The organism is Achromobacter sp. ACM04 (genome assembly GCF_014851465.1).
GTDB classification, from domain to species: Bacteria; Pseudomonadota; Gammaproteobacteria; order Burkholderiales; family Burkholderiaceae_B; genus Achromobacter; species Achromobacter aegrifaciens.
Genome location: NZ_JACUZS010000001.1, coordinates 1,381,176 through 1,404,953 on the forward strand (window position 1 = coordinate 1,381,176; position 23,778 = coordinate 1,404,953).

Annotated in this window: 26 protein-coding genes; 18 read left to right on the forward strand and 8 right to left on the reverse strand. The window is 68.8% G+C overall.

From position 1 onward, the window contains the following. Window positions 1–105 precede the first annotated feature (105 nt). From IB259_RS06435 to IB259_RS06480, 10 genes are all read left to right on the forward strand, one after another. Entirely contained in the window at window positions 106–822 is a 717-nt protein-coding gene (locus IB259_RS06435) for a TetR/AcrR family transcriptional regulator (RefSeq protein ID WP_054453865.1), read from the forward strand. A 2-nt stretch (window positions 823–824) separates the two neighbouring features. Beyond that, window positions 825–1,793 (forward strand): HlyD family secretion protein, encoded by a 969-nt coding sequence (locus IB259_RS06440; protein ID WP_192328067.1) that lies wholly within the window; start codon window positions 825–827, stop codon window positions 1,791–1,793. Continuing rightward, the gene (locus IB259_RS06445; protein ID WP_192328069.1) at window positions 1,790–2,755 is read left to right on the forward strand and encodes an ABC transporter ATP-binding protein; all 966 of its coding nucleotides are present in this window, start codon (window positions 1,790–1,792) and stop codon (window positions 2,753–2,755) included. The genes IB259_RS06440 and IB259_RS06445 overlap by 4 nt, the downstream gene beginning before the upstream one ends. Continuing rightward, window positions 2,752–3,897 carry an ABC transporter permease gene (locus tag IB259_RS06450; protein WP_054453857.1) on the forward strand — a complete coding sequence of 382 codons (1,146 nt, stop codon included), beginning with the start codon at window positions 2,752–2,754 and terminating at the stop codon, window positions 3,895–3,897. The genes IB259_RS06445 and IB259_RS06450 overlap by 4 nt, the downstream gene beginning before the upstream one ends. Before the next feature lie 6 nt (window positions 3,898–3,903). Beyond that, window positions 3,904–5,388, forward strand: coding sequence for an efflux transporter outer membrane subunit (locus tag IB259_RS06455; protein WP_192328071.1), 1,485 nt, complete (start codon window positions 3,904–3,906; stop codon window positions 5,386–5,388). A 131-nt stretch (window positions 5,389–5,519) separates the two neighbouring features. Beyond that, window positions 5,520–6,239 (forward strand): response regulator transcription factor, encoded by a 720-nt coding sequence (locus tag IB259_RS06460; RefSeq protein ID WP_054454806.1) that lies wholly within the window; start codon window positions 5,520–5,522, stop codon window positions 6,237–6,239. A gap of 119 nt (window positions 6,240–6,358) precedes the next feature. Then, window positions 6,359–6,841, forward strand: coding sequence for a YbaK/prolyl-tRNA synthetase associated domain-containing protein (locus IB259_RS06465; RefSeq protein ID WP_054453853.1), 483 nt, complete (start codon window positions 6,359–6,361; stop codon window positions 6,839–6,841). A gap of 26 nt (window positions 6,842–6,867) precedes the next feature. Next, window positions 6,868–8,847, forward strand: a complete 1,980-nt coding sequence (locus IB259_RS06470) for an FUSC family protein (protein ID WP_119448987.1) — start codon at window positions 6,868–6,870, stop codon at window positions 8,845–8,847. A 3-nt stretch (window positions 8,848–8,850) separates the two neighbouring features. Then, window positions 8,851–9,639, forward strand: coding sequence for an NRDE family protein (locus tag IB259_RS06475; RefSeq protein ID WP_119448986.1), 789 nt, complete (start codon window positions 8,851–8,853; stop codon window positions 9,637–9,639). Window positions 9,640–9,758: 119 nt separating this feature from the next. Further along, the gene (locus IB259_RS06480) at window positions 9,759–10,193 is read left to right on the forward strand and encodes a carboxypeptidase-like regulatory domain-containing protein (protein ID WP_054453848.1); all 435 of its coding nucleotides are present in this window, start codon (window positions 9,759–9,761) and stop codon (window positions 10,191–10,193) included. A 6-nt stretch (window positions 10,194–10,199) separates the two neighbouring features. Here IB259_RS06480 and IB259_RS06485 read toward each other — a convergent pair whose 3' ends face one another. Both IB259_RS06485 and IB259_RS06490 read right to left on the reverse strand, forming a co-directional pair. Next, window positions 10,200–11,177 carry a glycerophosphodiester phosphodiesterase family protein gene (locus tag IB259_RS06485; RefSeq protein ID WP_192328073.1) on the reverse strand — a complete coding sequence of 326 codons (978 nt, stop codon included), beginning with the start codon at window positions 11,175–11,177 and terminating at the stop codon, window positions 10,200–10,202. Window positions 11,178–11,188: 11 nt separating this feature from the next. Beyond that, a complete protein-coding gene (locus IB259_RS06490; RefSeq protein ID WP_054453844.1) occupies window positions 11,189–11,563 on the reverse strand; it encodes an MAPEG family protein in 375 nt (124 codons plus the stop codon). A gap of 195 nt (window positions 11,564–11,758) precedes the next feature. Between IB259_RS06490 and IB259_RS06495 the strand changes: the two genes are divergently transcribed. Beyond that, entirely contained in the window at window positions 11,759–12,562 is an 804-nt protein-coding gene (locus IB259_RS06495; protein ID WP_192328075.1) for a CPBP family intramembrane glutamic endopeptidase, read from the forward strand. 16 nt (window positions 12,563–12,578) lie between these two features. Here IB259_RS06495 and IB259_RS06500 read toward each other — a convergent pair whose 3' ends face one another. From IB259_RS06500 to IB259_RS06515, 4 genes are all read right to left on the reverse strand, one after another. After that, a complete protein-coding gene (locus IB259_RS06500; protein ID WP_054453840.1) occupies window positions 12,579–13,631 on the reverse strand; it encodes an alkene reductase in 1,053 nt (350 codons plus the stop codon). Between the two features lie 48 nt (window positions 13,632–13,679). Next, window positions 13,680–14,027 carry a helix-turn-helix transcriptional regulator gene (locus tag IB259_RS06505; protein WP_054453838.1) on the reverse strand — a complete coding sequence of 116 codons (348 nt, stop codon included), beginning with the start codon at window positions 14,025–14,027 and terminating at the stop codon, window positions 13,680–13,682. A gap of 154 nt (window positions 14,028–14,181) precedes the next feature. Beyond that, complete coding sequence (locus tag IB259_RS06510) at window positions 14,182–15,591, reverse strand: amidase family protein (protein WP_192328078.1); 1,410 nt, start codon at window positions 15,589–15,591, stop codon at window positions 14,182–14,184. 27 nt (window positions 15,592–15,618) lie between these two features. Then, window positions 15,619–16,605, reverse strand: a complete 987-nt coding sequence (locus IB259_RS06515; RefSeq protein WP_054453834.1) for a tripartite tricarboxylate transporter substrate binding protein — start codon at window positions 16,603–16,605, stop codon at window positions 15,619–15,621. Window positions 16,606–16,730: 125 nt separating this feature from the next. Between IB259_RS06515 and IB259_RS06520 the strand changes: the two genes are divergently transcribed. Then, window positions 16,731–17,672, forward strand: a complete 942-nt coding sequence (locus tag IB259_RS06520; protein ID WP_054453832.1) for a LysR substrate-binding domain-containing protein — start codon at window positions 16,731–16,733, stop codon at window positions 17,670–17,672. Here the strand turns inward: IB259_RS06520 and IB259_RS06525 are convergent. Both IB259_RS06525 and arfB read right to left on the reverse strand, forming a co-directional pair. Further along, window positions 17,644–18,327 (reverse strand): DUF2238 domain-containing protein, encoded by a 684-nt coding sequence (locus IB259_RS06525; protein ID WP_119448980.1) that lies wholly within the window; start codon window positions 18,325–18,327, stop codon window positions 17,644–17,646. The genes IB259_RS06520 and IB259_RS06525 overlap by 29 nt on opposite strands. A gap of 2 nt (window positions 18,328–18,329) precedes the next feature. Next, window positions 18,330–18,746, reverse strand: coding sequence for an alternative ribosome rescue aminoacyl-tRNA hydrolase ArfB (gene arfB / locus IB259_RS06530; RefSeq protein WP_054453829.1), 417 nt, complete (start codon window positions 18,744–18,746; stop codon window positions 18,330–18,332). A 93-nt stretch (window positions 18,747–18,839) separates the two neighbouring features. Between arfB and queE the strand changes: the two genes are divergently transcribed. The 6 genes from queE (at window position 18,840) to IB259_RS06560 (ending at window position 23,769) form a co-directional block, all read left to right on the forward strand. Continuing rightward, window positions 18,840–19,472 carry a 7-carboxy-7-deazaguanine synthase gene (gene queE / locus IB259_RS06535; protein WP_054453827.1) on the forward strand — a complete coding sequence of 211 codons (633 nt, stop codon included), beginning with the start codon at window positions 18,840–18,842 and terminating at the stop codon, window positions 19,470–19,472. A gap of 28 nt (window positions 19,473–19,500) precedes the next feature. Beyond that, window positions 19,501–19,944, forward strand: a complete 444-nt coding sequence (queD, locus tag IB259_RS06540; RefSeq protein WP_013394146.1) for a 6-carboxytetrahydropterin synthase QueD — start codon at window positions 19,501–19,503, stop codon at window positions 19,942–19,944. Window positions 19,945–20,118: 174 nt separating this feature from the next. Then, window positions 20,119–20,595 carry a MarR family winged helix-turn-helix transcriptional regulator gene (locus tag IB259_RS06545; protein ID WP_054453825.1) on the forward strand — a complete coding sequence of 159 codons (477 nt, stop codon included), beginning with the start codon at window positions 20,119–20,121 and terminating at the stop codon, window positions 20,593–20,595. Beyond that, window positions 20,592–22,643: an FUSC family protein gene (locus IB259_RS06550; RefSeq protein WP_192328080.1), complete on the forward strand. Its 2,052-nt coding sequence runs from the start codon at window positions 20,592–20,594 to the stop codon at window positions 22,641–22,643. Before IB259_RS06545 ends, IB259_RS06550 begins: the two co-directional genes overlap by 4 nt. Continuing rightward, on the forward strand, window positions 22,640–22,852 hold the full coding sequence (locus IB259_RS06555) for a DUF1656 domain-containing protein (protein ID WP_013394149.1): 213 nt from the start codon (window positions 22,640–22,642) through the stop codon (window positions 22,850–22,852). Before IB259_RS06550 ends, IB259_RS06555 begins: the two co-directional genes overlap by 4 nt. Window positions 22,853–22,854: 2 nt before the next feature. Beyond that, window positions 22,855–23,769 carry an HlyD family secretion protein gene (locus IB259_RS06560; RefSeq protein ID WP_054453821.1) on the forward strand — a complete coding sequence of 305 codons (915 nt, stop codon included), beginning with the start codon at window positions 22,855–22,857 and terminating at the stop codon, window positions 23,767–23,769. The last annotated feature ends 9 nt before the right edge of the window (window positions 23,770–23,778 follow it).

Below are 23,778 nucleotides of genomic sequence, written 5' to 3' on the forward strand. Positions count from 1 at the left end.
GATGGGGTACCGGCCCATTACACCATCTAAGCCCGCGCATCCGGTGTGTAACCCTGAAGCGCGCCCCTCTTTTAATTAATTAATAATTTAATTAACATACGCGGCATGCGTTCCGCTCCCTCTACCCCCTCCCGCCGGCCGGGCCGCCCGCCGCGACCCGACAATGCCGCCGCCCGCGCCAACCTGCTGGACACCGCCACCGGCCTGTTCGCGGCCCAGGGCGTGGCGGCCACCACGCTCACGCACATTGCGCAACGCGCCGGCGTCACCACGGCGATGGTGCATTACTACTTCAAGAGCCGCGACCAGTTGATCGACGCGGTCGTGCAGGAGCGGATCGTGCCGGTCATCGGCTACGTCTGGTCGCCGTTGCCACAACCTCAGATTCCCGCAGCGGACCCCGCCGCTGCCGCGCGCGCCTTCATCGCCGAGGTCGTGGGCCGGCTGGTGCAAAGCGCGGTCGAACGGCCCTGGCTGCCGGCCCTGTGGCTGCACGAGGTCGTGAATGAAGGCGGCCAGCTGCGCGAACGCGTGCTGCGCCATCTGCCCGTCGAGCGCCTGCAGGCCTTCATCGGCCTCATCGCCGAATGCCAGCGCGCGGGCGCCATCACCCCGGACGTGGAACCGCGGCTGGTCTTTCTGTCCGTCCTGGGCCTGACCCTGCTGCCGCTGGCCACCTCCGGCCTGTGGCGGCGCGTCCTGCTGGACGCTGCGCAACCGCAGGCCATAGACACCCGCGCGATCGCGGCCCACGCCATCGCCATGCTCACCGGCGGCCTGTTCTCGCCGTCCGCCCCGACTCCCGCCACTCCAGGACGCTGACCATGCGCATCCCTCCCGCCTTGCGCCGCCCCCTGCCCGCCTCTGCGCTGGCCTTGCTTGCCCTGGGCGGTTGCGGCAAGGACAACGGCGCCTTTTTCCAGGGCTACGCCGAAGGCGAATATGTCTACGTGGCGTCGTCCGAGGCCGGCCGGCTGGCCGAGCTGCCGGTGCGGCGCGGCCAGCAGGTGCAAGCCGACGCGCCGCTCTTCGCGCTGGAAGCCACGCGCGAAACCGCGGCGCGCGACCAGGCCAGCGCGCAATTGGCCGCCGCCGTGGCCCAGGAAGAAGACATCGCCACCGGCAAGCGTCCGCCCGAAGTGGACGTCAGCCGCGCCCAGCTGGCGCAGGCCGAGGCGGCCAGCCGCCGCTCGGCGGCGCAACTGCGGCGCGATACCGACCAGTTCCGCATCGGCGGCATCGCGCGCGCGCAGCTGGACGACAGCCGCGAACAGGCGCAATCGGACGCGGCGCGCGTGCGCGAGTTGCAGGCCCAGCTGGAAGTGGCCCGCCTGCCCGGCCGCGACGACCAGCGCCGCGCCCAGGCCGCCCAAGTCGATGCGGCCCGCGCCGCGCTGGCCCAGGCGGAGTGGACGCTGGCGCAAAAGCGCCTGGCGGCGCCGGCCGCGGGGCTGGTATTCGACACGCTCTACCGCGTGGGCGAATGGGTGCCTGCCGGGAGTCCGGTCGTCAGCCTGCTGCCGCCGGGCAACATCAAGGTGCGCTTCTTCGTTCCGGAAACGGCGTTGGGCGCGCTGAAGGTGGGGCAACAGGCGACGGTGCGCTGCGATGGCTGCGGCGATCCCATCCCCGTGCGCATCGACTACATATCGACCCAGGCCGAGTACACGCCGCCCGTGATCTACAGCCGCGAAAGCCGCAGCAAGCTGGTCTACATGGTGCAGGCGCGGCCAGCGCCCGAAGCCGCCATGCGGCTGCATCCGGGCCAGCCGGTGGAAGCGGTGCTGCAATGAGCGCGCCCCCCGCCACGCAGGAAGCGTCCGCCGGGCAATACGTCATCGACGTGCACGGCCTGAACAAGCGCTTCGGCAGCAAGCACGTCGTCAACGACGTGTCGCTCCAAGTGCGGGAAGGCGAGATCTTCGGCTTCCTGGGCCCCAACGGCAGCGGCAAGACGACCAGCATCCGGCTGATGTGCGGTTTGTTGACGCCGGATTCGGGCAGCGGGACCTGCCTGGGCTACGACATTCTGCGCGACAGCGCGCAGATCAAGCGGCACGTCGGCTACATGACGCAGAAGTTCTCCTACTGGGACGACCTGACCATCCGCGAGAACCTGGATTTCGTGGCGCGCATGTACGGCATGCCCGAACGGCGCGCGGCGGTGGACCGCGCGCTGGAAGACCTGGGCCTGCAAAGCCGCGCCGGCCAGTTGACGGGTTCCTTGTCCGGCGGCTGGAAGCAGCGCCTGGCGCTGGCAGCCTGCCTGCTGCATCAGCCGAAGCTGCTGCTGCTGGACGAACCCACCGCGGGCGTGGACCCGACCGCGCGGCGCGACTTCTGGGAGCAGCTGCATGAACTGGCGGCGCGCGGCATCTCGGTGCTGGTCAGCACGCACTACATGGACGAGGCCGAACGCTGTCACAAGCTGGCCTATATCTCCTATGGCCGGCTGCTGACGCAAGGCACGGCCGAGGACGTCATCGCCGAGCAAGGCCTGACCACCTGGGCCATCCACGGCCACAACCTGGTGCCTCTGGCGCAGCGCCTGCGCAACGCGCCGGGCGTGGACCAGACCGTGGCCTTCGGTTCGGCGCTGCACATCAGCGGCCGCGACGCCGCCCTGCTGGAACGCACGCTCAGGGACGCCATCGCCGGCCAGGACCTGACCCTGGAACCCATAGCCACCAGCCTGGAGGATGTCTTCATCTACCTGATGAAACGCTCCACCGACAACTTCGCGAGCCCGCCATGATGCGCCATCTGCAAGGCTTTTCCTGGTCGCGCTGGTGGAGCATGGTGCTCAAGGAGTTCCTGCAGCTGCGCCGCGACCGTATCACCTTCGGCATGATCGTGGGCCTGCCCATCATGCAGCTGGCGCTGTTCGGCTACGCCATCAACACGGATCCCAAGCAGATGCCGACGGCGGTCATCGCCGCCGACCACAGCCCGTTCACGCGCAGCTTCGTCGCGGCGATGAAATCGTCCGACTACTTCCACATCATCGAAGAGCTGGACAATGAAGAAGCGGGCCGCGCGGCCTTGGCGCAAGGGCGCGTCCTGTTCGTCCTGACCATTCCGCCGGACTTCAGCCGCAAGCTGCTGCGCGGCGAGCGCCCCGCGCTGCTGATCGAGGCCGACGCCACCGACCCCATGGCGACCGGACTGGCCATCGGCGCGGCCACGCAGTTGTCGCAGGCCGTGGCGACCAAGGACCTGACCGGACCGCTGGCCAGCCTGGCCGGCGGCCAGCCGCCATTCGACGTGCTGGTGCACCAGCTCTACAACGAAGAGCAGATCTCGCAATACAACACCGTGCCGGGCCTGATGGGCGTGATCCTGACCATGACGCTGGTGATGATGACCGGCCTGGCCATGACGCGCGAGCGCGAACGCGGCACGATGGAAAACCTGCTGGCGATGCCGGTGCTGCCCATCGAAGTGATGACGGGCAAGATCGTGCCGTACATCGCGATAGGCCTGATCCAGTCCAGCATCATCCTGCTGGCCGCGCACTTCGTCTTCCACGTGCCGTTCCAGGGTTCGCTGTTGGCCGTGTACCTGTCTGCGCTGGTGTTCGTGGCCGCCAACCTGACCGTGGGCATCACCCTGTCGTCGCTGGCGCAGAACCAGTTGCAGGCCATGCAGCTGACCATGTTCTATTTCCTGCCCAACATGCTGCTGTCCGGTTTCATGTTCCCGTTCCAGGGCATGCCGATGTGGGCGCAATACCTGGGCAACCTGCTGCCGCTGACCCACTTCAACCGCCTGATCCGCGGCATCCTGCTCAAAGGCAACGGTTGGTGGGACTTGTGGCCCAGCATCTGGCCGCTGCTGGTGTTTACCGTGGTCGTCATGACCGCCGCCGTGAAGTTCTACCGCCGCACCCTGGATTGAACCGCCATGTCCCGCTCCACGCCCTTGCCCTTCCCGTCCGCCGCCGCGCCTTTGCGCCTGGCTGCGCCGGTCCTGTGCGCGCTGCTCGCGGGCTGCGCCGTGGGGCCGGACTTCGAGCGCCCGGCGCCGCCGCGGGTCGACGCCTACGCCGCGCCTCGCGATGCCTCAGCCGCCAGCGGCGCGCAACGCCTGCAGGACGGCGTCGACATCCCCGCGCAATGGTGGCAGCTGTTCCGCTCCGAAGCGCTCGACCAGCTGGTCCGGCAGGCCTTGCAGGCCAGCCCCACGCTGGAGCAGGCGCGCGCCCGCTTGCGCCAGGCCAATGAAGACCTGAACGCCGAAACCGGCGGCCGCATGCTGCCCCAGGTCGACGGCAACCTGTCGGTGACACGGCAGAAGGTGGACCCTGCAGCCTTCGGCGTGCCGGTGGCCGAGCAGCCCCCGCCCTTCACGCTCTACAACGCGTCCATCGACGTGTCCTACACGCTGGACGTGTTCGGCGGCAATCGCCGCGCGCTGGAAGGCCTGGGCGCGCAGGTGAACTACCAGGCGCATGAGCTGCAGGCTGCGCGCATGTCGCTGGCCGCCAACGTGGTCACTGCCGCCATCCGCCAGGCCGACCTGAACGAACGCCTGGCCGACACGCGGGCATTGCTTGCGGCGCAGGAGCGGCAGCAGGACATCATGCGCCAGCGCCAGCAGGCGGGCGGCGTGTCCGAGGCCGATCTGCGCAACCAGGAGCTGCTGGTCGCGCAGACCCGGGCCACGCTGCCGCCGCTGGAATACCAGCTGGCGCAGGCCACGCACCAGCTGGCCGCCTACCTGGGGCTGGCGCCAGCCGAGCTGCGGTCCGCGCCCTTGCGGCTGGCCGACCTGACGCTGCCCGCCGACGTGCCCACCGGCGTGCCCTCGGCCCTGACGCGCCAGCGGCCCGACATCCTGGCCGCCGAAGCGCTCTGGCATCAGGCCTCGGCCAATGTCGGCGTGGCCGTCGCCAATCAGTATCCACAATTCACCCTGACAGCCAGCTTCGGCTCGCAACGCACCCGCGCGGGCGACCTGTCCGATGGCCTGAACGTCTGGAGCCTGGGCCTGGGCCTGGTCCAGCCGCTGTTCCATGGTGGCGAGCTGCGCGCGCGCACGCGCTCGGCCGAGGCCGCCTACGACGCGGCCGCGGCCGGTTACCGTCAAACAGTGTTAGAGGGCTTCCGGCAGGTCGCCGACGCCTTGCGCGCGGTGCAGACCGACGGCGACGCCTACCTGGCCAGCGACGAGGCCTGGCGCCGCGCCGACCAGGCCGAGCGCATCGCGCAAGGGCGCTACCAGGCCGGCGGCATCAGCCACCTGAGCCTGCTGGACAGCCAGCGCCAACTGCTTCAGACACGCATTGCGCGCACCGCCGCGGACGCGGCGCGCTACGCCGACACCGCCGCCCTGCTGCAGGCGTTGGGCGGCGGTTGGTGGAATGAAGCGTCCGCCGACGCACCATAACGGTGCCGCGACGCGCCTTGCGTAACCTTGCCCGAGAATTCGGGTAATAAAGTGGCGTTGTGCGGGGTTTAGGAAATCGCTGTATCCGATGCATCATGCATGCGCTCATGCTGCACAGATCACAACGATTCATGAATGACCTACTAGACCTGATCGTCTTCTCTCCCGATCCCGGAGTGCGCGCGCACCGCGGCGCGGCGCTGGCGGAAATGGGCTTCTCGCCCCGGTTGTGCGAAGACTCCAATAACTTGTTCCGCCTGTTTCAGGCCCGCCGCACCCCATTGCTGGTGATGGAAGCCGAGCTGTCCGATCTCTGCATGGCCGTGGCTGGCCTGCGCGCCCTGGACACCACCGCGGGCATCGTCGCCATCTCCACCTTCGACTCGCCCGAAAATCGCATACTCGGCCTGCACTGCGGCGCAGACGTCTGCCTGCCCTCTGACGCGGGCGCAACGGAAATCGCGGCCGCGTTGCAGGCGCTGGTGCGGCGCATCCCCGCGCCTGGCCGGCGCGCCGTCGACGCCGAGCCGCGTCCGGCGCAGCCGGCGCCAGGCGACGCGGCAGGCAAATGGCAATTCCATGATGCGGCCTGGACGCTGGTCAGCCCGCAAGGCAAGCGCCTGGCCCTGACGCTGGCCGAGCGCGAGTTCCTGCTCAAGCTGACGGCTTCCGCCGACAAGCGCCTGCCGCGCGCCGACGCAGCCATCACCGATTCGCATGGCGGCCACGAATCGATGCGCCGCACCGACGTGCTGGTCAGCCGCCTGCGCCGCAAGGCCCAGGACCTGAACCTGGAATTGCCGATCCGCACCGTCTGGGGCTGGGGTTACGCCTTTACCGGAGAAATCTGAGGAGGCTGGCCCGGATCAGCGTACGCGCCGCCGCGGCGCCGCGCGGCGGGCGTATCATGCGGCGTACGAGGCCGACTCCCGGCCTGCGCCCCGCCACATCCCGATCTACGCGCCCCGACATGGAAGTCTACGAACGCCTGCAAGCCTTGCTTGCCCAGAACCAGGCCCGCTACCGCCTGATTGAACACGCCGCGGCCGGCCGCTCCGTCGAAGTCGCCGCGATCCGCGGCACCGAGGTCAGCCAGGGCGCCAAGGCGCTGGTCTGCCGCGTCAAGATATCCTCCAACCAGCGCCGCAACGTGCTGGCGGTGTTCCCGGCCGACAAGCAGGCCGACCTGGACGCCATCGCCCGCGCGGCCGGCGGCAAGAAGGCCTCGCTGGCGTCGCAGGACCTGGCGCGAGAACTCACCGGCTGCGAGATCGGGGCCATTCCGCCCTTCACTTTCAATCCGGACCTGCACCTGCTGGTGGACCCAAGCCTGCGCGAGCGCCACGGTGAAATCGTATTCAACGCCGGCCGCCTGGACGCCTCCATCCTCCTGAATACGGAAGACTACTTCCGGCTGGCCGCGCCCGACGAGGCGCCGCTGATCAAGGCCTGATCCCCAGGCCGCGCCACGAGGCCGCCGTGTTCCGTTCCTCGCTGAAACATGCCGCGCGCAACGCCAACATGCGTTGGCTGATGAGCCTGGCGCACATGGAGCCTTCGCCCGTCAGCCGCTGGGTGGCGCTGCGCGCCGCGCTGGCCATCGGCCTGCCTTCGGCGGTCGGACTCGCGCTGGACCAAAGCGCGGCGGCGGCCCTGGTTGCGCTAGGCGCGCTGCCCGCCATCACCGGCGACAACGGCGGCCCATACCGCAACCGCGCCCTGTCCATCGGCGCCACCGTGTTCGGCGGCGCGCTGGGATATTTCCTCGGCACCCTGATTGCAGGGCACGGACTGTGGACGTCCGCCGCCATGACGCTGCTGGTGCTGGCGGCCAGCCTGGTCGGCACCTTCAACAACATCGCCGCCGTCTCCACGCTGCAATTCGCCGCCTATGTCATCGTCGGCGCCAGCCTGACGTCCACCCTGCCGCCCTGGCTGCCTTCGGTGCTGGTGGGAGCCGGCGGCCTGTTCGGCCTGGCGCTGACCCTGACGGGCTGGGTGGTCCACCCGACGGCGCCCGAGCGCGCCGCCGTCGCCATGGCCTACCGCAAGCTGGCGGCCATGTTCGCCGCCATCGGCACCTCGCACACCATGAGCGCGCGGCGCGACATGGAAGCGGCCATGACGACCGCCTACGACACCGTGCTGGCCGCGCGCCGCAGCGCGGCCGGCCCCTCCCCGCGACTGGCCCGGCTGGCGGCCCAGCTGCAAGCCTGTACGCCTCTCACCAACACCGCCCTGGAGCTGGCCCGCGCCGGACGCGTGCTGCCGCGCGACTGCGCGCGGGTCATGAACCGGCTCGCAGACCGCGTGGAAAACGACGCAACGCCGGACCCGCGCGAGGACATCGCGGCCTTGCGCCACGTGGACATGGCCCCCTTGGCCGACGCGCTGGCCCAAGTGCAGCCCCTGCTGGACGGCGGCGCGCTGTCCGAAGCCGACGCCTTTGCCGGCCTGCCGCCGGCGCGGCCGCGCACGCCCTGGCGCGTGCTGGCGCGCACTTACCGGCCGGGGCCGACCACCTTGCGCTACCTGGTGCGGCTGGGCCTGTGCCTGATCGCCGCCGAGGCCGTGGCGCTGGCGGCCTCGCTGCCGCGTTCCTACTGGGTGCCGCTGATCGTGGTGGTGGTGTTCAAGCCCAACTTCGGCTCGGTGTTCGCGCGGGCGCTGCAAAGCTGCGCGGGCAGCGTGGTGGGCGTGGCGATCAGCGCGACCGTGCTGGCGCTGGACCGCAACGGCATCGTCAGCCTGCTCACGGTGGCGGGGCTGGCGTCCCTGCTGCCTTGGTCGGTGCGGCGCAACTACGGCTTGTTTTCCGCCATCCTGCTGCCCATCCTGATGCTGCTGATCGGCGCGCTGCAACCAGGCAGCTGGCCCATCGCGCTGGCGCGCCTGATCGATGTGGCCGTGGCCGCCGGCATCGTGCTGCTGGTGGGCTACCTGCCATGGATACGGATAGAACGCGGCAACCTGGACAACGCGGTCGCCGCCGCCATGGACACGCTGGCCGCCTACCTGAACACGGTGTTCCAGGCCGATCCCACCAGCCGCCACGACCTGCGCGCCAGCGCCTACGCACGCCTGTCCGATCTGCGCATCGCCTTGCAGCGCGGGCTGTCCGAGCCGCGCCTGGTCAGCCGCCGCGCACTGGCCTGGTGGCCGGTGGAGGTCGCGCTGGAACGCGTGGCCAACGCCATTTCCGACACGGCCTGGTCGCTGCCCGCCGACCAGGCCGCGCCTAGCGCCGCGGAGCTGGCGCAACTGGCGGCCAGCCTGCACCAAATGAGCGCCGCCGTTGCGCAAGGCGCGGCCATGCCGGCCGCCGCCATCGCCTCGACCGCCCCCGCGCTGCGCGACGTGGCCGCCCAGATCGAAGCCTTACGCGCCGCGCTGGCCGGCCCGGATTTCGCGGCCGCGCCAGGCAAAGCCATCCCCGACAAACCCGCCAACCAGGTCTGAACCATGTGTCTTGCCGTACTGGCCCTGCATGCCCTGCCGGGCATCCCCGTCCTGATCGCCGCCAACCGCGACGAATTCCATCAACGCCCCACCTTGCCCGCCGCGCAATGGCCTGACGCCCCCGAGGTCTACGCCGGCCGCGACGGCCTGGCCGGCGGCAGCTGGATGGGCGCGACGACCGGCGGACGCCATGCGCTAGTGACCAACTTTCGCGAGCCGGGCAGGATGATCGAGAACGCGCCTTCGCGCGGCGCGCTGGTCGAAGACTATCTGCGCGGCACGGTCTCCCCGGCCGACTACCTGGCGCAAGTGCATGCCGCCGGCCAGGCCTACAACGGCTTCAACCTGATCGTGGGCGATGCGCGCGAAGCCTGGTATCTCAGCAACCGCGACGGCGGCCCGCGGCGCCTGGCTCCGGGCGTCTATGCCCTGTCCAACCATCTGCTGGACACGCCCTGGCCCAAGCTGGCGCGCACCAAGGCGGCTTTCGAGGCCGTGCTGCGCAGCGGGCCGCAGCCCGACCTGCCCGCGCTGATGGCCGCCCTGGCCGACCGCCAGCCCGCCGACGACGCCGACCTGCCCGCCACCGGCCTGCCGCTGGATCGCGAAAGGCTATTGAGCAGCCCGTTCATCGTCAGTCCGAACTATGGCACGCGCAGTTCCAGCGTACTGGCGCTGCGCGACGATGGCGCCGGACAGCTGGATGAAAGGCGCTTCGCCCCGGACGGCTCGGTCAGCGGCGAAAGCCGGCTGACATTTTCCTGGAGCGCGGCACGCGGTACGCTTACCTAGGCTGCGGAAACAATCGGTTGATATCGGAGACCCGCGGGTGCGAACTCCGCGCCGGCATGCGGGTCGAAATGTTCATGCGCGCACGACACCGCGCAGATCGTCCTATCCAGGAGAGTCTCATGAACAAGCGTTTAGAACGCTGCACCATGGCCGCCGCGATGGCGCTGGGCAGCATGGCCTTTGCCGGCGTCCTGTCCACCGCCCAGGCAGGCATGCCGGCAGTGCAGCAGCAGGGTTCGGTGCAATACGTCAGCGGCGGCATCGGCCTGGACGAATCCGAGGCCATGAAGGCCGCAGCCAAGGACTATCCGCTGGCGCTGACGTTCGCGGCGCAACGCGGCGGCCAGGCAGACTACGTCGCCAATGTCGCCGTCACCATCAGCGATGCGCAGGGCAAGTCCGTGCTGCAAACCACTGCCGAAGGCCCGTACATGCTGGTCAAGCTGCCGGCCGGCAACTACAGGATTTCAGCGACCTACAACGGCCAGGCCCAACAGCGCGAAGTCTCGGTGCAGAACTCTGGCACCGCGCGCGCCGTGTTCGAATGGAAGTAGCGGGTTTCATGGCCCGCCCTTGAACGCGCGCGCCACGGCTTCGATTTCGTTGGTCCAGATCCCGCCCGCGTATCCCGCCGGCACGCGGCGTATGTCCTCGGGGGTGTCGATACCCGTGGAATGGCCCTCGCCGGCGTAAGGACCGAGCAGGAACACGCTGCTGCCCGCCGTCTCCATGCGGTCCAGGAAGCGGCCGGGCCAGCCCCACAACCAGGGCGCGACGTTCACCGGCACCGTCAGCGCCATGCCGCGGCAGACCTGCGGAACGTGGCCGGTCCAGCCCGCGGCCGCATAGCGCAACAGGCAGGACTTCAGGTCCGAGCGCGTCAGCGTGCGCACGCCCGGCGCCAACTGGCGCAACCGGCCTACCGGCTCCTCGCCCCCATACACCATGAAGTCTGCCCGCCTGGCCGGCGGCATGCCGTTGAGCACCGCCGCCAACGCCGCGCCCTCCTCCGCATCGCGGCTCTTGACGTTGATGAGAAAGCGCTGGCGCGGAAACGCCTCCAGCACTTCGGACAGCGTCGGCATCAGGCCCACGCCGCGCCCGCGGAACGGAAAGGTCTTGCCGCCATCGGCGGTATAGCCGTAGCCGATGTCCAGCGCCTTGAGTTCGGCCATTGTGTGCTCGCGCGTCGCGCCGCGGCCCTCGGTGCGGCAATCGACCGTCCAGTCGTGGAACACGGCGAACTGGCCATCGGTGGTGGGATGGACGTCGATCTCGACGATGTCCGCGCCGGCCTCGAAGCTCGCGCGCATGGACGCGATGGTGTTTTCCAGATAGCCGTGGGTGGGTTCGACGATGCGGGTCGCGGTGCAGGTGTCCCGCTCCAGGCCCGCCGCGTCGTAGCGTTGCGCGATGCCGCGATGCGCGAGCAGCGTCACCCGCGCACCGGGATCGGGCGCCGCCCAGTCAGCGTTGTTGATGTAGATGAAGCCTAGCAGCGCGATGGCCGCCAGTGCCGCGACACGCCGCTTGCGCATGGCGCCGTCCGTCAGACACCCGCGAACAGGATCGCGATGATGAAGCCCACGCTGATGGCCCACACCAGCGAACGCAGCGCGCCCCAGCCCGCCAGATACATGGCCAGATAGCCCAGCCGCACGCCCAGCCAGCAGGCCATCAGCGTGGCCACGTGCGCGGGCGGCGCCTGGGTATACAGCGCGAACAGCACCGCCGCGTAGAAGAACGGCAGCGATTCAAAGGTATTGGTCTGCGCCGCATTGGCACGCGCGCGCCAACCTTCCTGGCGTGCCAGCCAGGCGCGCGGATCATTGTTGTCGAACTTCTTTCCGCCCGCCTTGGCGACGATGGCCGACACGAAAGGCAGCACTGCCGCCGCCAACATCAACCACGCGATCATCTTCATAGTCTGGCTCCCAGGTATCCGGCAGGCGCCAGGATACCTGGGTTCGCGGCGCGGCGTCAGCACACGCGCTCAGCGGTCCGGCGCGCATGCCGTGCGGCCCGCAAAGAGCCGCGCGTTTACACTCAGCCCTTTTAACGCCCGTCCACGCCCGTGTCCGCGCTAAGCCCCTGGTCCGCACTGTTCATCGCCGCCGCCATGTTGTGGCCACCCGCCACCCGCCGCTGGGCGCTGGCGCCGCTCGCCGCCGCCTACGCCTGGGCCTGGAGCGATGGCACGATAGACGCCGTGGCGCTGGCCTCGCCTGCGTTGCTGATCCTGGCCGCCGTGCTGGTCCGGCCCGCATCGGGCGCGCTGGCGCGCACCGCCGGCCATGCGCTCTTCATCGCGCTGGCCGCGCTGCTGTTCCTGCACCTGCTGCCGGGCTTTCACAACCCGCAGGTCATCGCGCCAGCGCCACTGAGTCCGGACGCCGTGCCTTTCGGCATGTACCTGAACCTGGACAAGCCGCTGGTGGCGTTCTGGGTCGTGCTGGCGCTGACGCCGCCGATGGCGGGACTGACTCCGCGCGCCACGCTGTCGTCCGCGTTCCTGGCTTGCGCGGGCGCCGTCGCCATCTGCCTGGGCTGCGCGCTGGCGCTGGGCGTGGTCGGCTGGGCGCCCAAGTGGCCGCAATCGGGCTGGATCTGGCTGATCAACAACGCCTTGCTGGTGACCTTGGCCGAGGAGGCGCTGTTCCGCGGTTATCTGCAACAGCGGCTGACGGACTTGTGGCGCGGCCGCGCCTGGGGGGCGTGGGCGGCGTTGATCATCGCGGCCGTGCTGTTCGGCCTGGCGCATTACGCAGGCGGCTGGCAATGGATGCTGCTGGCCAGCCTGGCGGGCGCGGCCTACGGCCTGGCCTACAAATACGGCGGCCTGGCCGCTGCGGTGCTGGCGCACCTGGGCCTGAACGCGGCGCACTTCGGCTTGTTCACCTATCCGATGCGCACCGTGTTCTGAATGCCGGACCCGCCGGTCAGGCCAGGGCCGGATAGTCGGTGTAGCCGCCCGGGCCCGGCGCATAGAACGTGGCCGGGTTGGGCCGGTTCAGCGGCGCCTTGAGTTCGAAGCGGCGCGCCAGGTCCGGATTGGCGATGTACTGCACGCCAAAAGCCACGGCATCGGCGCGGCCCGCGGCAATGGCGGCCTCGGCGGACTCGCGGCCGAATCCTTCGTTGGCGATGTACGTGCCGCCGAATTCGGCCTTGAGCATCGGGCCCAGGCTGTCGGCGGCTTCGTATTCGCGCACGCACAGGAAGGCGATGCCGCGCTTGCCCAGTTCACGCGCCACATAGCCGAAGGTGGCGGCCGGGTTGGAATCGCCCATGGTGTGGATTTCCCCGCGCGGCGACAGATGCACGCCCACGCGGCCCGCGCCCCACACCGATATACAAGCGTCCACCGCTTCCAGCAGCAGCCGCGCGCGGTTTTCCAGCGAGCCGCCATAGGCGTCAGTGCGATGGTTGGTGCTGTCCTGCAGGAACTGGTCCAGCAGATAGCCGTTGGCGGCATGCACTTCCACGCCGTCGAAACCGGCCTCCATGGCCATCTTCGCGCCGTGGCGGTAGGCCTCGACCACGCCCGGAATCTCGGCCGTTTCCAGCGCGCGCGGCGTGACGTAGGCGCGCTCCGGACGCACGTGGCTGACGTGGCCGCGGGCGGCAATGGCGCTGGGCGCCACCGGCAGTTCGCCATCCAGGAACATGGGGTCGGAGATCCGGCCCACGTGCCAGAGCTGCGCCACGATCAGGCCGCCGGCCCGGTGCACCGCGGACGTGACCTTGCGCCAGCCCTGTACCTGTTCGGGGGTCCACAGGCCCGGCGTATCGGCATAGCCCACGCCTTGCGGGGTGACGGCCGTGGCTTCTGTCAGGATCATGCCGGCGCCGGCGCGCTGGGTGTAGTACTCGACCATCAGGTCGTTGGGCACGCGGCCCGGACTGGCGTGCATGCGCGTCAAAGGCGCCATGACGATACGGTTGCGCAGCGTCAGATCGCCTGCGCGCAGGGGTTCGAAAAGTTGGCTCATGCGTAAATCCTTGGCCCCGGATCAGGGGCCGCTGGCGGCGTAGCGGGGCTACATATCCTGGTTCAATTGCCGCAGGAACGCGGCAATGGCGGCTTCGTTGCGACGGTAGAAAATCCACTGCCCCACCTTGGTCGCCGAGATCAGGCCCGCGCGCTGCAGAACGGCCAGGTGCGAGGACACGGTGGACTGGGACAGTCCGCAGCGTTCGTCGATGTGGCCCGCGCATACGCCATGCTCGAAAGTATGGCCCGGGCGTTCCTCGAAGTACGCGTGCGGCGTCTTCAGCCAGGCAAGGATGTCGCGCCGCACCGGATTGGCCAACGCCTTGAGGATGGCGTCGGCGTCAATGGCCGGTAACGAGGCGGCTGGGTCGGAGCTGGAAGTGGAGACCGTCATATTGAAGTATCGCAATTTATCGAATCTTATATCGGAAGTATTCGATATATAGTCATGCCCCTGCGGCGGACAGGGCTTTATGGCCCCGGCATCCGCGCCCGGCCATCCACCACGGATGCCTCCATAGCCGCTCTTCCCCTTCCTTCCGCGCCGCTCAGGCCACGAGCCTATCCAGCACCGACCACCCCGCCCGCGCCTCGATGGCTTCGCCCGCGGCCAGGCACAGGTCTTCGCGGAACCGCCCCGCCACCAGATGGACACCCATCGGCACACCGTCCGCCAGGCCGACAGGGACCGACAGGCCAGGCAAGCCCAGTATCGCGGTCGAGACCAGCGGGCTCTGCGCGCGCAGTATGTCGCCCATGGCCGCGTCGCCTTGCTGGTCCTGGTCGATCGGGAATGGACGCTCGAACGACACCGGCATGAGCAGGACGGGATAGCGGTCGAAGAATGCGCCCCACTCCCGCAGTATCGTGGTGCGCAGCGCCAGCGCCTGGATAAAGCCGTCCTTGTCCAGCGGCGAGGTGTGCGCAAGCATGCTGCGGTAGGCGCGCTGTATCGCCGCGTCGCCTGCACGCTCGATTTCGCGGCCCATGGAGCCGGACGCTTCGTTCATCAGCACGCTGCGCCATAGCTCGGCCGCTTCCTCGAACCTGGGCGGCGTTGCTGTTTCGACGATGTAGCCCGCGTCTTCCAGGTACTTTGCGGCGCGCAGCAAGGCATCCAGCACAGCGGGATCGGATTTCAGGGCCGAGGTGCCGCAGAACAGCGCCACCCGCCGGCTATCTCCAGGCCGGCGCAGGTCCAGCGGCGCGGGCACCCACCACGGATCGCGGGAATCGCCCGCCGACATGGCCTCCAGCCCCAGTCTCAGGTCGGCAATGTTCCGCGCCAAGGGGCCCTGAGTCGCGGCCAGTTGGGAAGCCACCGGACGCTCCGATTTCTGGCTGGCGTTGTAGGCCGGCACCCGGCCTTGCGAGGGCCGCAGCCCCGCCACGCCGCAGGCATAGGCCGGATACCGGATCGATCCACCCTGGTCGCTGCCGTGCGCCAGCGGCCCCATGCCCAGGGCGGCGGCGACGGACGCGCCGCCGCTGGAGCCGCCCGGCGTGCGCGCGGCGTCGAACGGGTTGACGGTGCGGCCATGCAGGTCGTTGTCCGAAAACCAGCGCCAGGAGAATGCCGGAACGTTGCTGCGGCCGATCACGACCGCGCCGGCCTTGAGCCAGTTGTCGACGGCGGGATTGTTCTCGCTGGCAATGAGGTCCCGGTACGCGACGACGCCATTGGTCGTGGCCGACCCTGCCAGATCGGCGTTGGCCTTGATGGTGACCGGCACGCCGTGCAGGAGGCCCAGCGGCGCGCCCCCGCGCACCGCGGCGTCGGCGGCATCGGCCGCCTTCAGTGCCTGGTCGGCGCAGATCTCGGTAAGCGGATTGAAGACCGGATTTAGCTGTGCCGCCCGCTGCAGGCAGCTCTGCACGGCCTCCCGGCTGGAAACTTCCCGCTGGCGGATGGCCTGGGCCAGATCGACGGCGCTCCAGCGCCAGAGTTCGTTCGTCATGATGGCTCCCTGTGGGGTTGAACGCAGTCAGTCGGCGGACGCGCCGGAGCGCTTGACCATCTCGCCCCACCGCGGGATCTCGCTGGCGATGAGGCTGGCGAACTGTTCGGGCGTGGACGGCGTCGCATCGACGGACAGCGTTTCGTTGAGCTTGAGCACCGCGGGGTCCTGCAGCGCCTTGGCGATGGCGCGATTGAGCTTGTCGATGATGGGCTTGGGCGTACCGGCGGGCGCGACGATGCCGCCCCAGGAGACCACCTCAAATCCCTTCAAGCCGGATTCGTCGAGGGTGGGCACGTCCGAGAGGACAGGCACGCGCGTGAGGCTGGTCGCCCCCAGCACCTTTACCTGTCCGGAGCGGATGAAGGGCAGCACGCCCGCGACGTTGTCGATCATCACGTCGAGCTGCCCGCCCACGATGTCGCCCACCGCCTGCTGGCCGCTCTTGTACGGGACGTGCAGCATGGTCGTGCCCGTCTCGCTCTTGAGCATTTCCCCGGCCAGATGGGCGCTCGATCCCACCCCCAACGAGCCGACGCTGACCTTGCCCGGATGCTGCCTGGCATAGCTGACCAGGCCCTGCACATCGCTTGCCGGGAAGTCGTTGCGGGCGATCAGCACCAGGGCATTGCTGATGGCCAGGCTGATGGGCGCAAGGCTGCGTTGCGGGTCGTAAGGCAGCTTCGAGTACATGCTCTTGTTGATTGCCAGCGTGACCAGGTTGCCGAAGCCTATCGTGTAGCCGTCCGGCGCCGCCGCGGCCAGCGCCTGCGTGCCGACAATACCGCCCGCCCCTCCCCGGTTGTCGACGATCACCGGTTGGCCGAGTTCGCGCCCCAGGGCGTCCGCGATCGGGCGTAGCACCACGTCGGGACCGGACCCCGCCACATACGGCACGATGAGCTTGACTGGCCGTTGGGGCCAATCAGCCTGCGCCGCGCCGGCGCCTGCCGCTCCCAGCAAGGCAAAACACAATGAAATGGCCTGACCTACACGACGGGGAAAGATCTGCATGGCTTGCTCCTGAAGTACGGGACTGCATGGTCTTGTCGTCGTGAAGCTTAGAGATCGCCCGCGCTGCGCATAAGGCTATTTCTTTGTTAAGGTGACAACTACAGGTTGTCGCTATCGAGAGGCACATGAAAGACCACCATCTCCGGGCCTGGCTGAAGGTCGCCGAGTTACGCAGCATCCGCGCCGCGGCGCGCAGCCTGCACTTGAGCCAGGCGGCGGTGACCAAGGCCATCAAGGAACTGGAAACGGAGCTCGAAGCGCCGCTGCTCACGCGCAGCCCCCAGGGCATCGAGGTCACCGAATGCGGCGAACACCTGACGGTGCGGGCGCAGCTTGCCCAGGCCCAGTTGTCCCTGGCGCGCCAGGACATCCGCCAACTGCTCAGCGGTGCGCAGGCGCGGGTGGCAGTGGGCGTGACGCCCATGGTGATGCTGAGCGTGCTGCCTGACGTGCTGAACGATTTCAGGCAGAGCATGCCCGCGGCCAAGCTCAAGGTTTCGGAAGGCCTGCTGGCCGCCGTCCTGCCGGCATTGCGCAACGGCTCGCTGGATTTCGCGTTGGCATCCGGCATGGCGGACAACCATGGCGGGCAGGAGTTCGATTTCGAGGAACTGCGGCCGCTGGAATTCATGGTCGCCTGCCGCCGCGGACATCCGCTGGCGGGCGCCACGCGGTGGCAAGACATCGCGGGCTGCGAATGGCTGCTCAACACCTCGGGCGGCAGCCACACCGACGCCTTTCTGCAAGGCCTGCGCGCAAACGGCCTGCAGCCGCCCGAACGCGTCATCGACTGCGATACGTTCGGCGTGATGTGGAACCTGATGGTCCGCAGCGACGCGTTGATCGTCTGCCCGGCGGGCATGCTAGAGATCCCGCCTTACGGCGCCGAAGCCAGCCAGATCCGCACCGAAGCGCCCATGCCGGTCGCCAGCATAGGCATCATGACGCTGCGGGGAACGCCGCTGTCGCTGGCGGCGTCCACCATGGCGGACCTGTTCCGCCGACGCATCCAGCGGCTAGCCCAGGCGGGTGCCGTGGCTACACGCCAGGCTGGCGGCGCGGCTTGAGGCTGTCGGCCCAGTCGCGCGCCAGGTCGCGGCGGGCGCGGCGGTTGACCAGGGCGGTGATGGCCATCGCGATGACGGCGCCCCCGGCCGCCAGCGCCATGTCCTTCTGTGCGTCCCAGATATCGCCCTGCGTGCCCAGATAGGCCGCGCCCAGGTCGCCGCCCACGGTGGCGGCGGCGCCCCACTCCAGCAGTTCGTAGAGCGCCGAGGTCGACAGCGTGACGTCCATGGGCAGGAAATACGCCCAGAAGCCGCGCACCTCGACCACGCGCAGGAAGATCTCGCGGATGGGATACGCCAGCAGCAGGCCGTAGGAAAAATGCACCACGCGGTCGAAATTGTTGCGTTCCCAGCCGACCATGCTGTTGAAACTGTGTCCCGTCAGCGCCCGCCACCAGTCGTCGTAAGGCACCAGCGAATAGGTGTAGTGCGCGCCGACGGCATGCAGGCACAGGTAAAGAAAGATCAGCGTGTACGAGGTGCGCGAAAACACGAACCAGCGCCGCGTAAAGAGCAGCGCCGCGCCGAAGGCCAGCACCAGCGCGTTCTCCAGCGCCCAGTCGGCGCGGTCATGCGGCGCAATCGCCAGCGCCGTCCATATCACGGCGAACAGTGCGCCCAGCGTGTACAGGTAGCGCCGGCGCGCATCGGCCATGGTCAGTCTCCCTGGACCCGGCCGCGCAGGCGCTTGACTTCGCCGTGCAGCACCTTGCGCTGCACACGGCGGCGCTGCGAGGCGCGGGTGGGCTTGGTCGGACGGCGCGGTTTGTCGGTGCGCGCCGCTGCGCGCACCATGGCGATCAGGCGTTCGATGGCTTCGGCGCGGTTCTTTTCCTGGCTGCGGAACGCCTGCGACTTGATGACGATGACCCCGTCCTTGGAGACGCGGTGGTCGCTCAGCGCGCACAGCGCTTCCTTGATTTCTTCGGGCAGGCTGGAGGCGCGCACGTCGAAACGCAGGTGCACGGCGCTGGACACCTTGTTGACGTTCTGGCCGCCCGCGCCCTGGGCGCGGATCATGGTGAACGCCAGGTCGCGTTCATCCAGATAGATGGAATCTTGGACGTGAAACATAGCCCGCAAGTATAGATGCGCCGCGCAAAGTAAAATAATGCGCTTTTGCCTGATTTATCCGGGGTCCGGCCTTATCCGGCCGCCGGCACCACCATGACTTACTCCGCCAAAGAAATCTTCAAGACGCTGCAGGGCGAAGGCGCCCACGCAGGCCGCGCGGCGGTCTTCTGCCGCTTTGCCGGCTGCAACCTCTGGACCGGCCGCGAAAGCGACCGCGCCAGCGCCGCCTGCACCTTCTGCGACACCGACTTCATCGGCACCGACGGCGACGGCGGCGGCAAGTTCGCCACGCCCGAACTGCTGGCCGACGCCATCGCCGCGGCCTGGGGCCCGGGCGCCAATGACCGCTACGTGGTCTTCACTGGCGGCGAACCGCTGCTGCAGCTGGACGCGCCGCTCTTGACCGCGGTGCACGCGCGCGGCTTCACGGTGGCCATCGAAACCAACGGCACCATCAAGCCGCCCGCCGGCATCGACTGGATCTGCGTCAGCCCCAAGGGCACGGCGCCCGTGGTGCTGGAACGCGGCGACGAGCTCAAGCTGGTCTATCCGCAGGCCAATGCGCAGCCCGAAGCCTTCGCGCACCTGGACTTCGAGCACTTCTTCCTGCAACCCATGGACGGCCCCGCGCGCGCGGCCAATACCGAACAGGCCGTCCAGTACTGTATGCAGCATCCGCAATGGCGGCTCAGCCTGCAGACCCACAAATACATAGGCATTCCATGATTCACCCTAGCCCCCTGCGGAGCGCGCCATGATTTCCGTGACCCGCAGGCTGGAATTCGACGCCGGCCACCGCATTCCCGACCACCGCAGCCAGTGCCGCAACCTGCATGGCCACCGCTATGTGCTGGAAATCACCCTGACCGGCGACGTGGTGCAGGCGCCCGGCGAGTCCGACAACGGCATGCTGATGGATTTCTCCGAGATCAAGCACATCGCCAAGACCCACATCGTGGACGTCTGGGACCATGCTTTCCTGGTGTATGAAGGCGACGCCGCCGTGCGCGGCTTTTTGGACAGCCTGCCCGGCCACAAGACCGTGGTGCTGGACCGCATCCCCACGGCCGAAAACCTGGCCGCCATCGTCTTCCAGACCCTGGCGCCGCACTATCACGGCCACTATGGCGCCGAACTGCGCCTGACCCGCGTGCGCCTGTACGAAACGCCCAACTGCTGGGCGGACTGCAACGGCTGAACGCCGGGGCGCGGCGGCCGCAGCCGCGCCCGTCCTTGCCGCGACACGCCCCCCTGGCTGCCGGTTTTCCATAGACGGAAAACCCGCCCCCTATTTTCCCGATTGAGAAAATCCATGGAGATAATCGCCATTTTCAATTATTAGTAAGCTAATAGATAGGATACAATCTATTCCATGAACACGCCCACCGACTCCCAGCTCATGGCCACCACCTCCGCCCTGATGGTCCTGTCGCGCGCCTATCGCGGCGCCGCCGACAAGGCCCTGGCCGATTACGGCCTCTCCCAGGCCACCGCCTGGCCCGTGATCCTGGCCGGCCGCCTGGGAGACGGCGTACGCCAGGGCGCGCTGGCCGAGGCGCTGGGCGTGGAAGGCCCCTCGCTGGTGCGCGTGCTGGATCACCTGGTCGCCGCCGGCCTGATGGAACGCCGCGAAGACCCGCACGACCGCCGCGCCAGGACCCTGCACCTGACCGACGCCGGGCAGGCGCTGCGCGCCAAGGTCGAGGACGTCCTGGTCGACCTGCGCCGCCACCTGTTCCGGGACGTAAGCGAAGCCGACCTGCAAGCCTGCCTGCGGGTCTTCGACAGCCTGAAAGTCACCCTGGGCCGCGGCGGCGCCGGCACCCAGCCACAGGACGAACAAGCGTGAAACTCCCCAACGTCCGCGAAGCCATCTTCTCGCTCAAGAGCTACCTGAGCGCCATCATGGCGCTCTACCTGGCCTACAGCATGGGATTGCCGCGTCCGTTCTGGGCCATGACCACGGCCTATGTCGTGGCCCAACCCTGGTCGGGCGCGGTGCGCTCCAAGGCGCTGTACCGCCTGGCCGGCACCTTCTTCGGTTCGGCGGCCACCGTCTACCTGGTGCCGCGGCTGTCGAATTCCCCGGTGGTCATGACCGCCGCCATGGTGCTGTGGGTGGGCGCCTGCCTGTACCTGTCGGTGCTGGACCGCACCCCGCGTTCGTACCTCTTCATGCTGGCGGGCTATACCGCCGCGATGATCGGCTTTCCCAGCGTGACGGCCCCCGCCCAGGTGTTCGACACCGCGCTCGCCCGCGTCGAGGAAATCAGCCTGGGCATCGTCTGCGCCACGCTGATCCACAGCATCGTGCTGCCGCGCGGCCTGGCCCCTGCCCTGACGCTGATGCTGGACAAGGCCGTGCGCGACGCCCGCAACTGGATGCACGACACGCTCAGCGGCCAGGCCACCGAGCAGAAGGACCGCGACCGCCGCGTACTGGCCAACGACATCACGCAGCTGCGCCTGATGTCCACCCACGTGCCGTTCGACACCAGCAACCTGCGCTGGACCTCGGGCGCGGTGCGCGCCATGCAGGACCAGATCGCAGCGCTGACGCCCACCGTGTCCGCCGTGGAAGACCGCATGCGCGCCCTGCAGGCCGGCGGCCAGCCGCTGCCGGAACCCGTCACGGCCCTGCTCGCCGACATCTCCGAATGGATCAACGCCGGCGCGCAGGCCACCCACGAGACCGCGGTGCAGCTGCGCGCCGCCGCCACCCGCCTTACGCCCGACATCGACAGCCGCTCCAGCTGGCGCGACGTGCTGCTGGCCAGCCTGATGACGCGGCTGCGCGAGCTGGTCGACACCTATGACGAATGCCTGGCGCTGCGCCGCGAGATCCGCGCGGGCCTGGCCGGCGCGCCGCTGCGCGCCCCGCGCTCCAAGCCCGCGCCCAACGCCGCGCTGCATCGCGACCGCGGCATGGCGCTGCTGTCGGCCCTGGCCGCGGGCGTGGCCATTTCGGTCTGCTGCGCCTTCTGGATCGGCACCGCCTGGAGCAACGGCGCCACCGCCGCGCTCATGGCCGCCATCTTCAGCTGCTTCTTCGCGTCGCAGGACAACCCAGTGCCCGGCATCATGCAGTTCCTGACCTACACGGTGTATTCGATCCCGCTGTCGGCGCTGTACCTGCTGGGCATCATGCCCGCCATTCATTCGTTCGAGATGCTGGCCCTGGCCATGCTGCCCACGGCCTTCGTGCTGGGCATCTTCATTGCCCGGCCCGCCACCGCGGGCAAGGCCATGGCGATGCTGTTCGGGTTCCTGGGCACGATGGCGCTGCAGGATACCAACACCGCCGACATCGTGTCCTTCATCGACACGCAGGTCGCGCAGTGCATGGGCGTGGCCACCGCGGCCATCATCGCCGCCATCTTCCGCACCGTCAGCGCCGACTGGAGCGCGCGCCGCATCCAGGCCGCCAACTGGAAGGAACTGGAAACCCTGGCAAGCTCGCCGCGCGCGCCTTCGCGCCACACCTACGCCGCCCGCATGCTGGACCGCATCGGCCTCCTGCAGCCGCGCCTGGCGCTGGCCCAGCGTCCGGACGACCTGGTCGCCGCCGATGCGCTGAAGGATCTGCGCGTGGGCCGCGACATCACCGAACTGCAGCGCGCCCGGCGTCACCTGCCCATGGCCGAACCGGCCATCCAGCCGGTGCTGGACGGGCTGGCGAAGTTCTTCCACGCGCGCTCGGCCTGGCAGGTCGGCGAGAAAACGCCCGAATTCCTGGCGCAGATCGATCGCGCGTTGGCCAGCGTGACGGCCACGCCCCCGGGCGCCGCGGCCCGCGACCGGGCAGTCGTCGCGCTGGTGGGCCTGCGCCGCGCCTTCTTCCCCGACGCGCCCGACTACCAACCCGCCCATCCCACCCTGGAGGGCCAAGCATCATGATCGGCGAATTCAATCTTTATGGCGTCTATTTTCCCTGGCTGCTGGTGCTGGGCGTGGTGACCCTGGGCGTTGCCTGGGCGGTGCGCCGCGTGCTGGCCCGCGCCGGGCTGTACCGCCTGGTGTGGCACCCCGCGCTGTTCGACCTGGCGCTGTTCGTGGTGCTGCTGTACGGCGTATCCCTCATTTCCCCCTATTTACTCCAGAGATAAGCATGAAACTCCCCAATGCCCTGCGCCCCGCAGCCATCGGCAAGTTCGCGGTGACCGCCGTCGTCGTCGCCGCGGCCGCCTACGCCGGCTGGCAGCTCTGGGTGCACTATGAAGTCGAACCCTGGACCCGCGACGGCCGCGTCAAGGCCTACGTGGTGCAGGTCGCGCCGGATGTCTCCGGCCTGGTGACCAGCGTGCCGGTGCACGACAACCAGGACGTGAAGGCCGGCGACGTGCTGTTCGAGATCGACCGCGCGCGCTTCCAGCTGGCCTACGACCAGGCCCAGGCCTCGGTGCGTTCCGCGCAAGTGGCGCGCGACCAGGCGGTGCGAGACGCCAAGCGCAACCGCTCGCTGGGCCAACTGGTGGCCGCCGAGGCGCTGGAACAAAGCCAGACCAAGCTGCAGCAGACCGAAGCCGCGCTGGCCCAGGCCGAAGTGCAGCTCAACACCGCGCGCCTGAACCTGGAACGCAGCCGGGTGCTGGCGGTGAACGATGGCCGCATCACCAACCTGGACCTGCGCGCCGGCTCCTACGCCACCGCGGGCCGCGGCGTGATGGCGCTGGTGGATTCCGGCTCGTTCTACGTCGAAGGCTACTTCGAGGAAACCAAGCTGCCCGGCATCCATGAAGGTGATCCCGTCACCGTGACGCTGATGGGCGACTCGCACCATATCCGCGGCCACGTCGAAAGCATTGCCATGGGCATTGCCGACCGCGACCGCAGCACCGGCGCCAACCTGCTGCCCAACGTCAATCCCACGTTCAACTGGGTCCGCCTGGCGCAGCGCATCCCGGTGCGCGTGAAGATCGACGACGTGCCTGAAGGCGTGCGCCTGGTGGCCGGCCAGACCGCCACCGTATCAGTGGATTCCGGCCCTGCCCACTCGCAGACCGAGGCGCACCAGCCGTCCTGATCACCACTT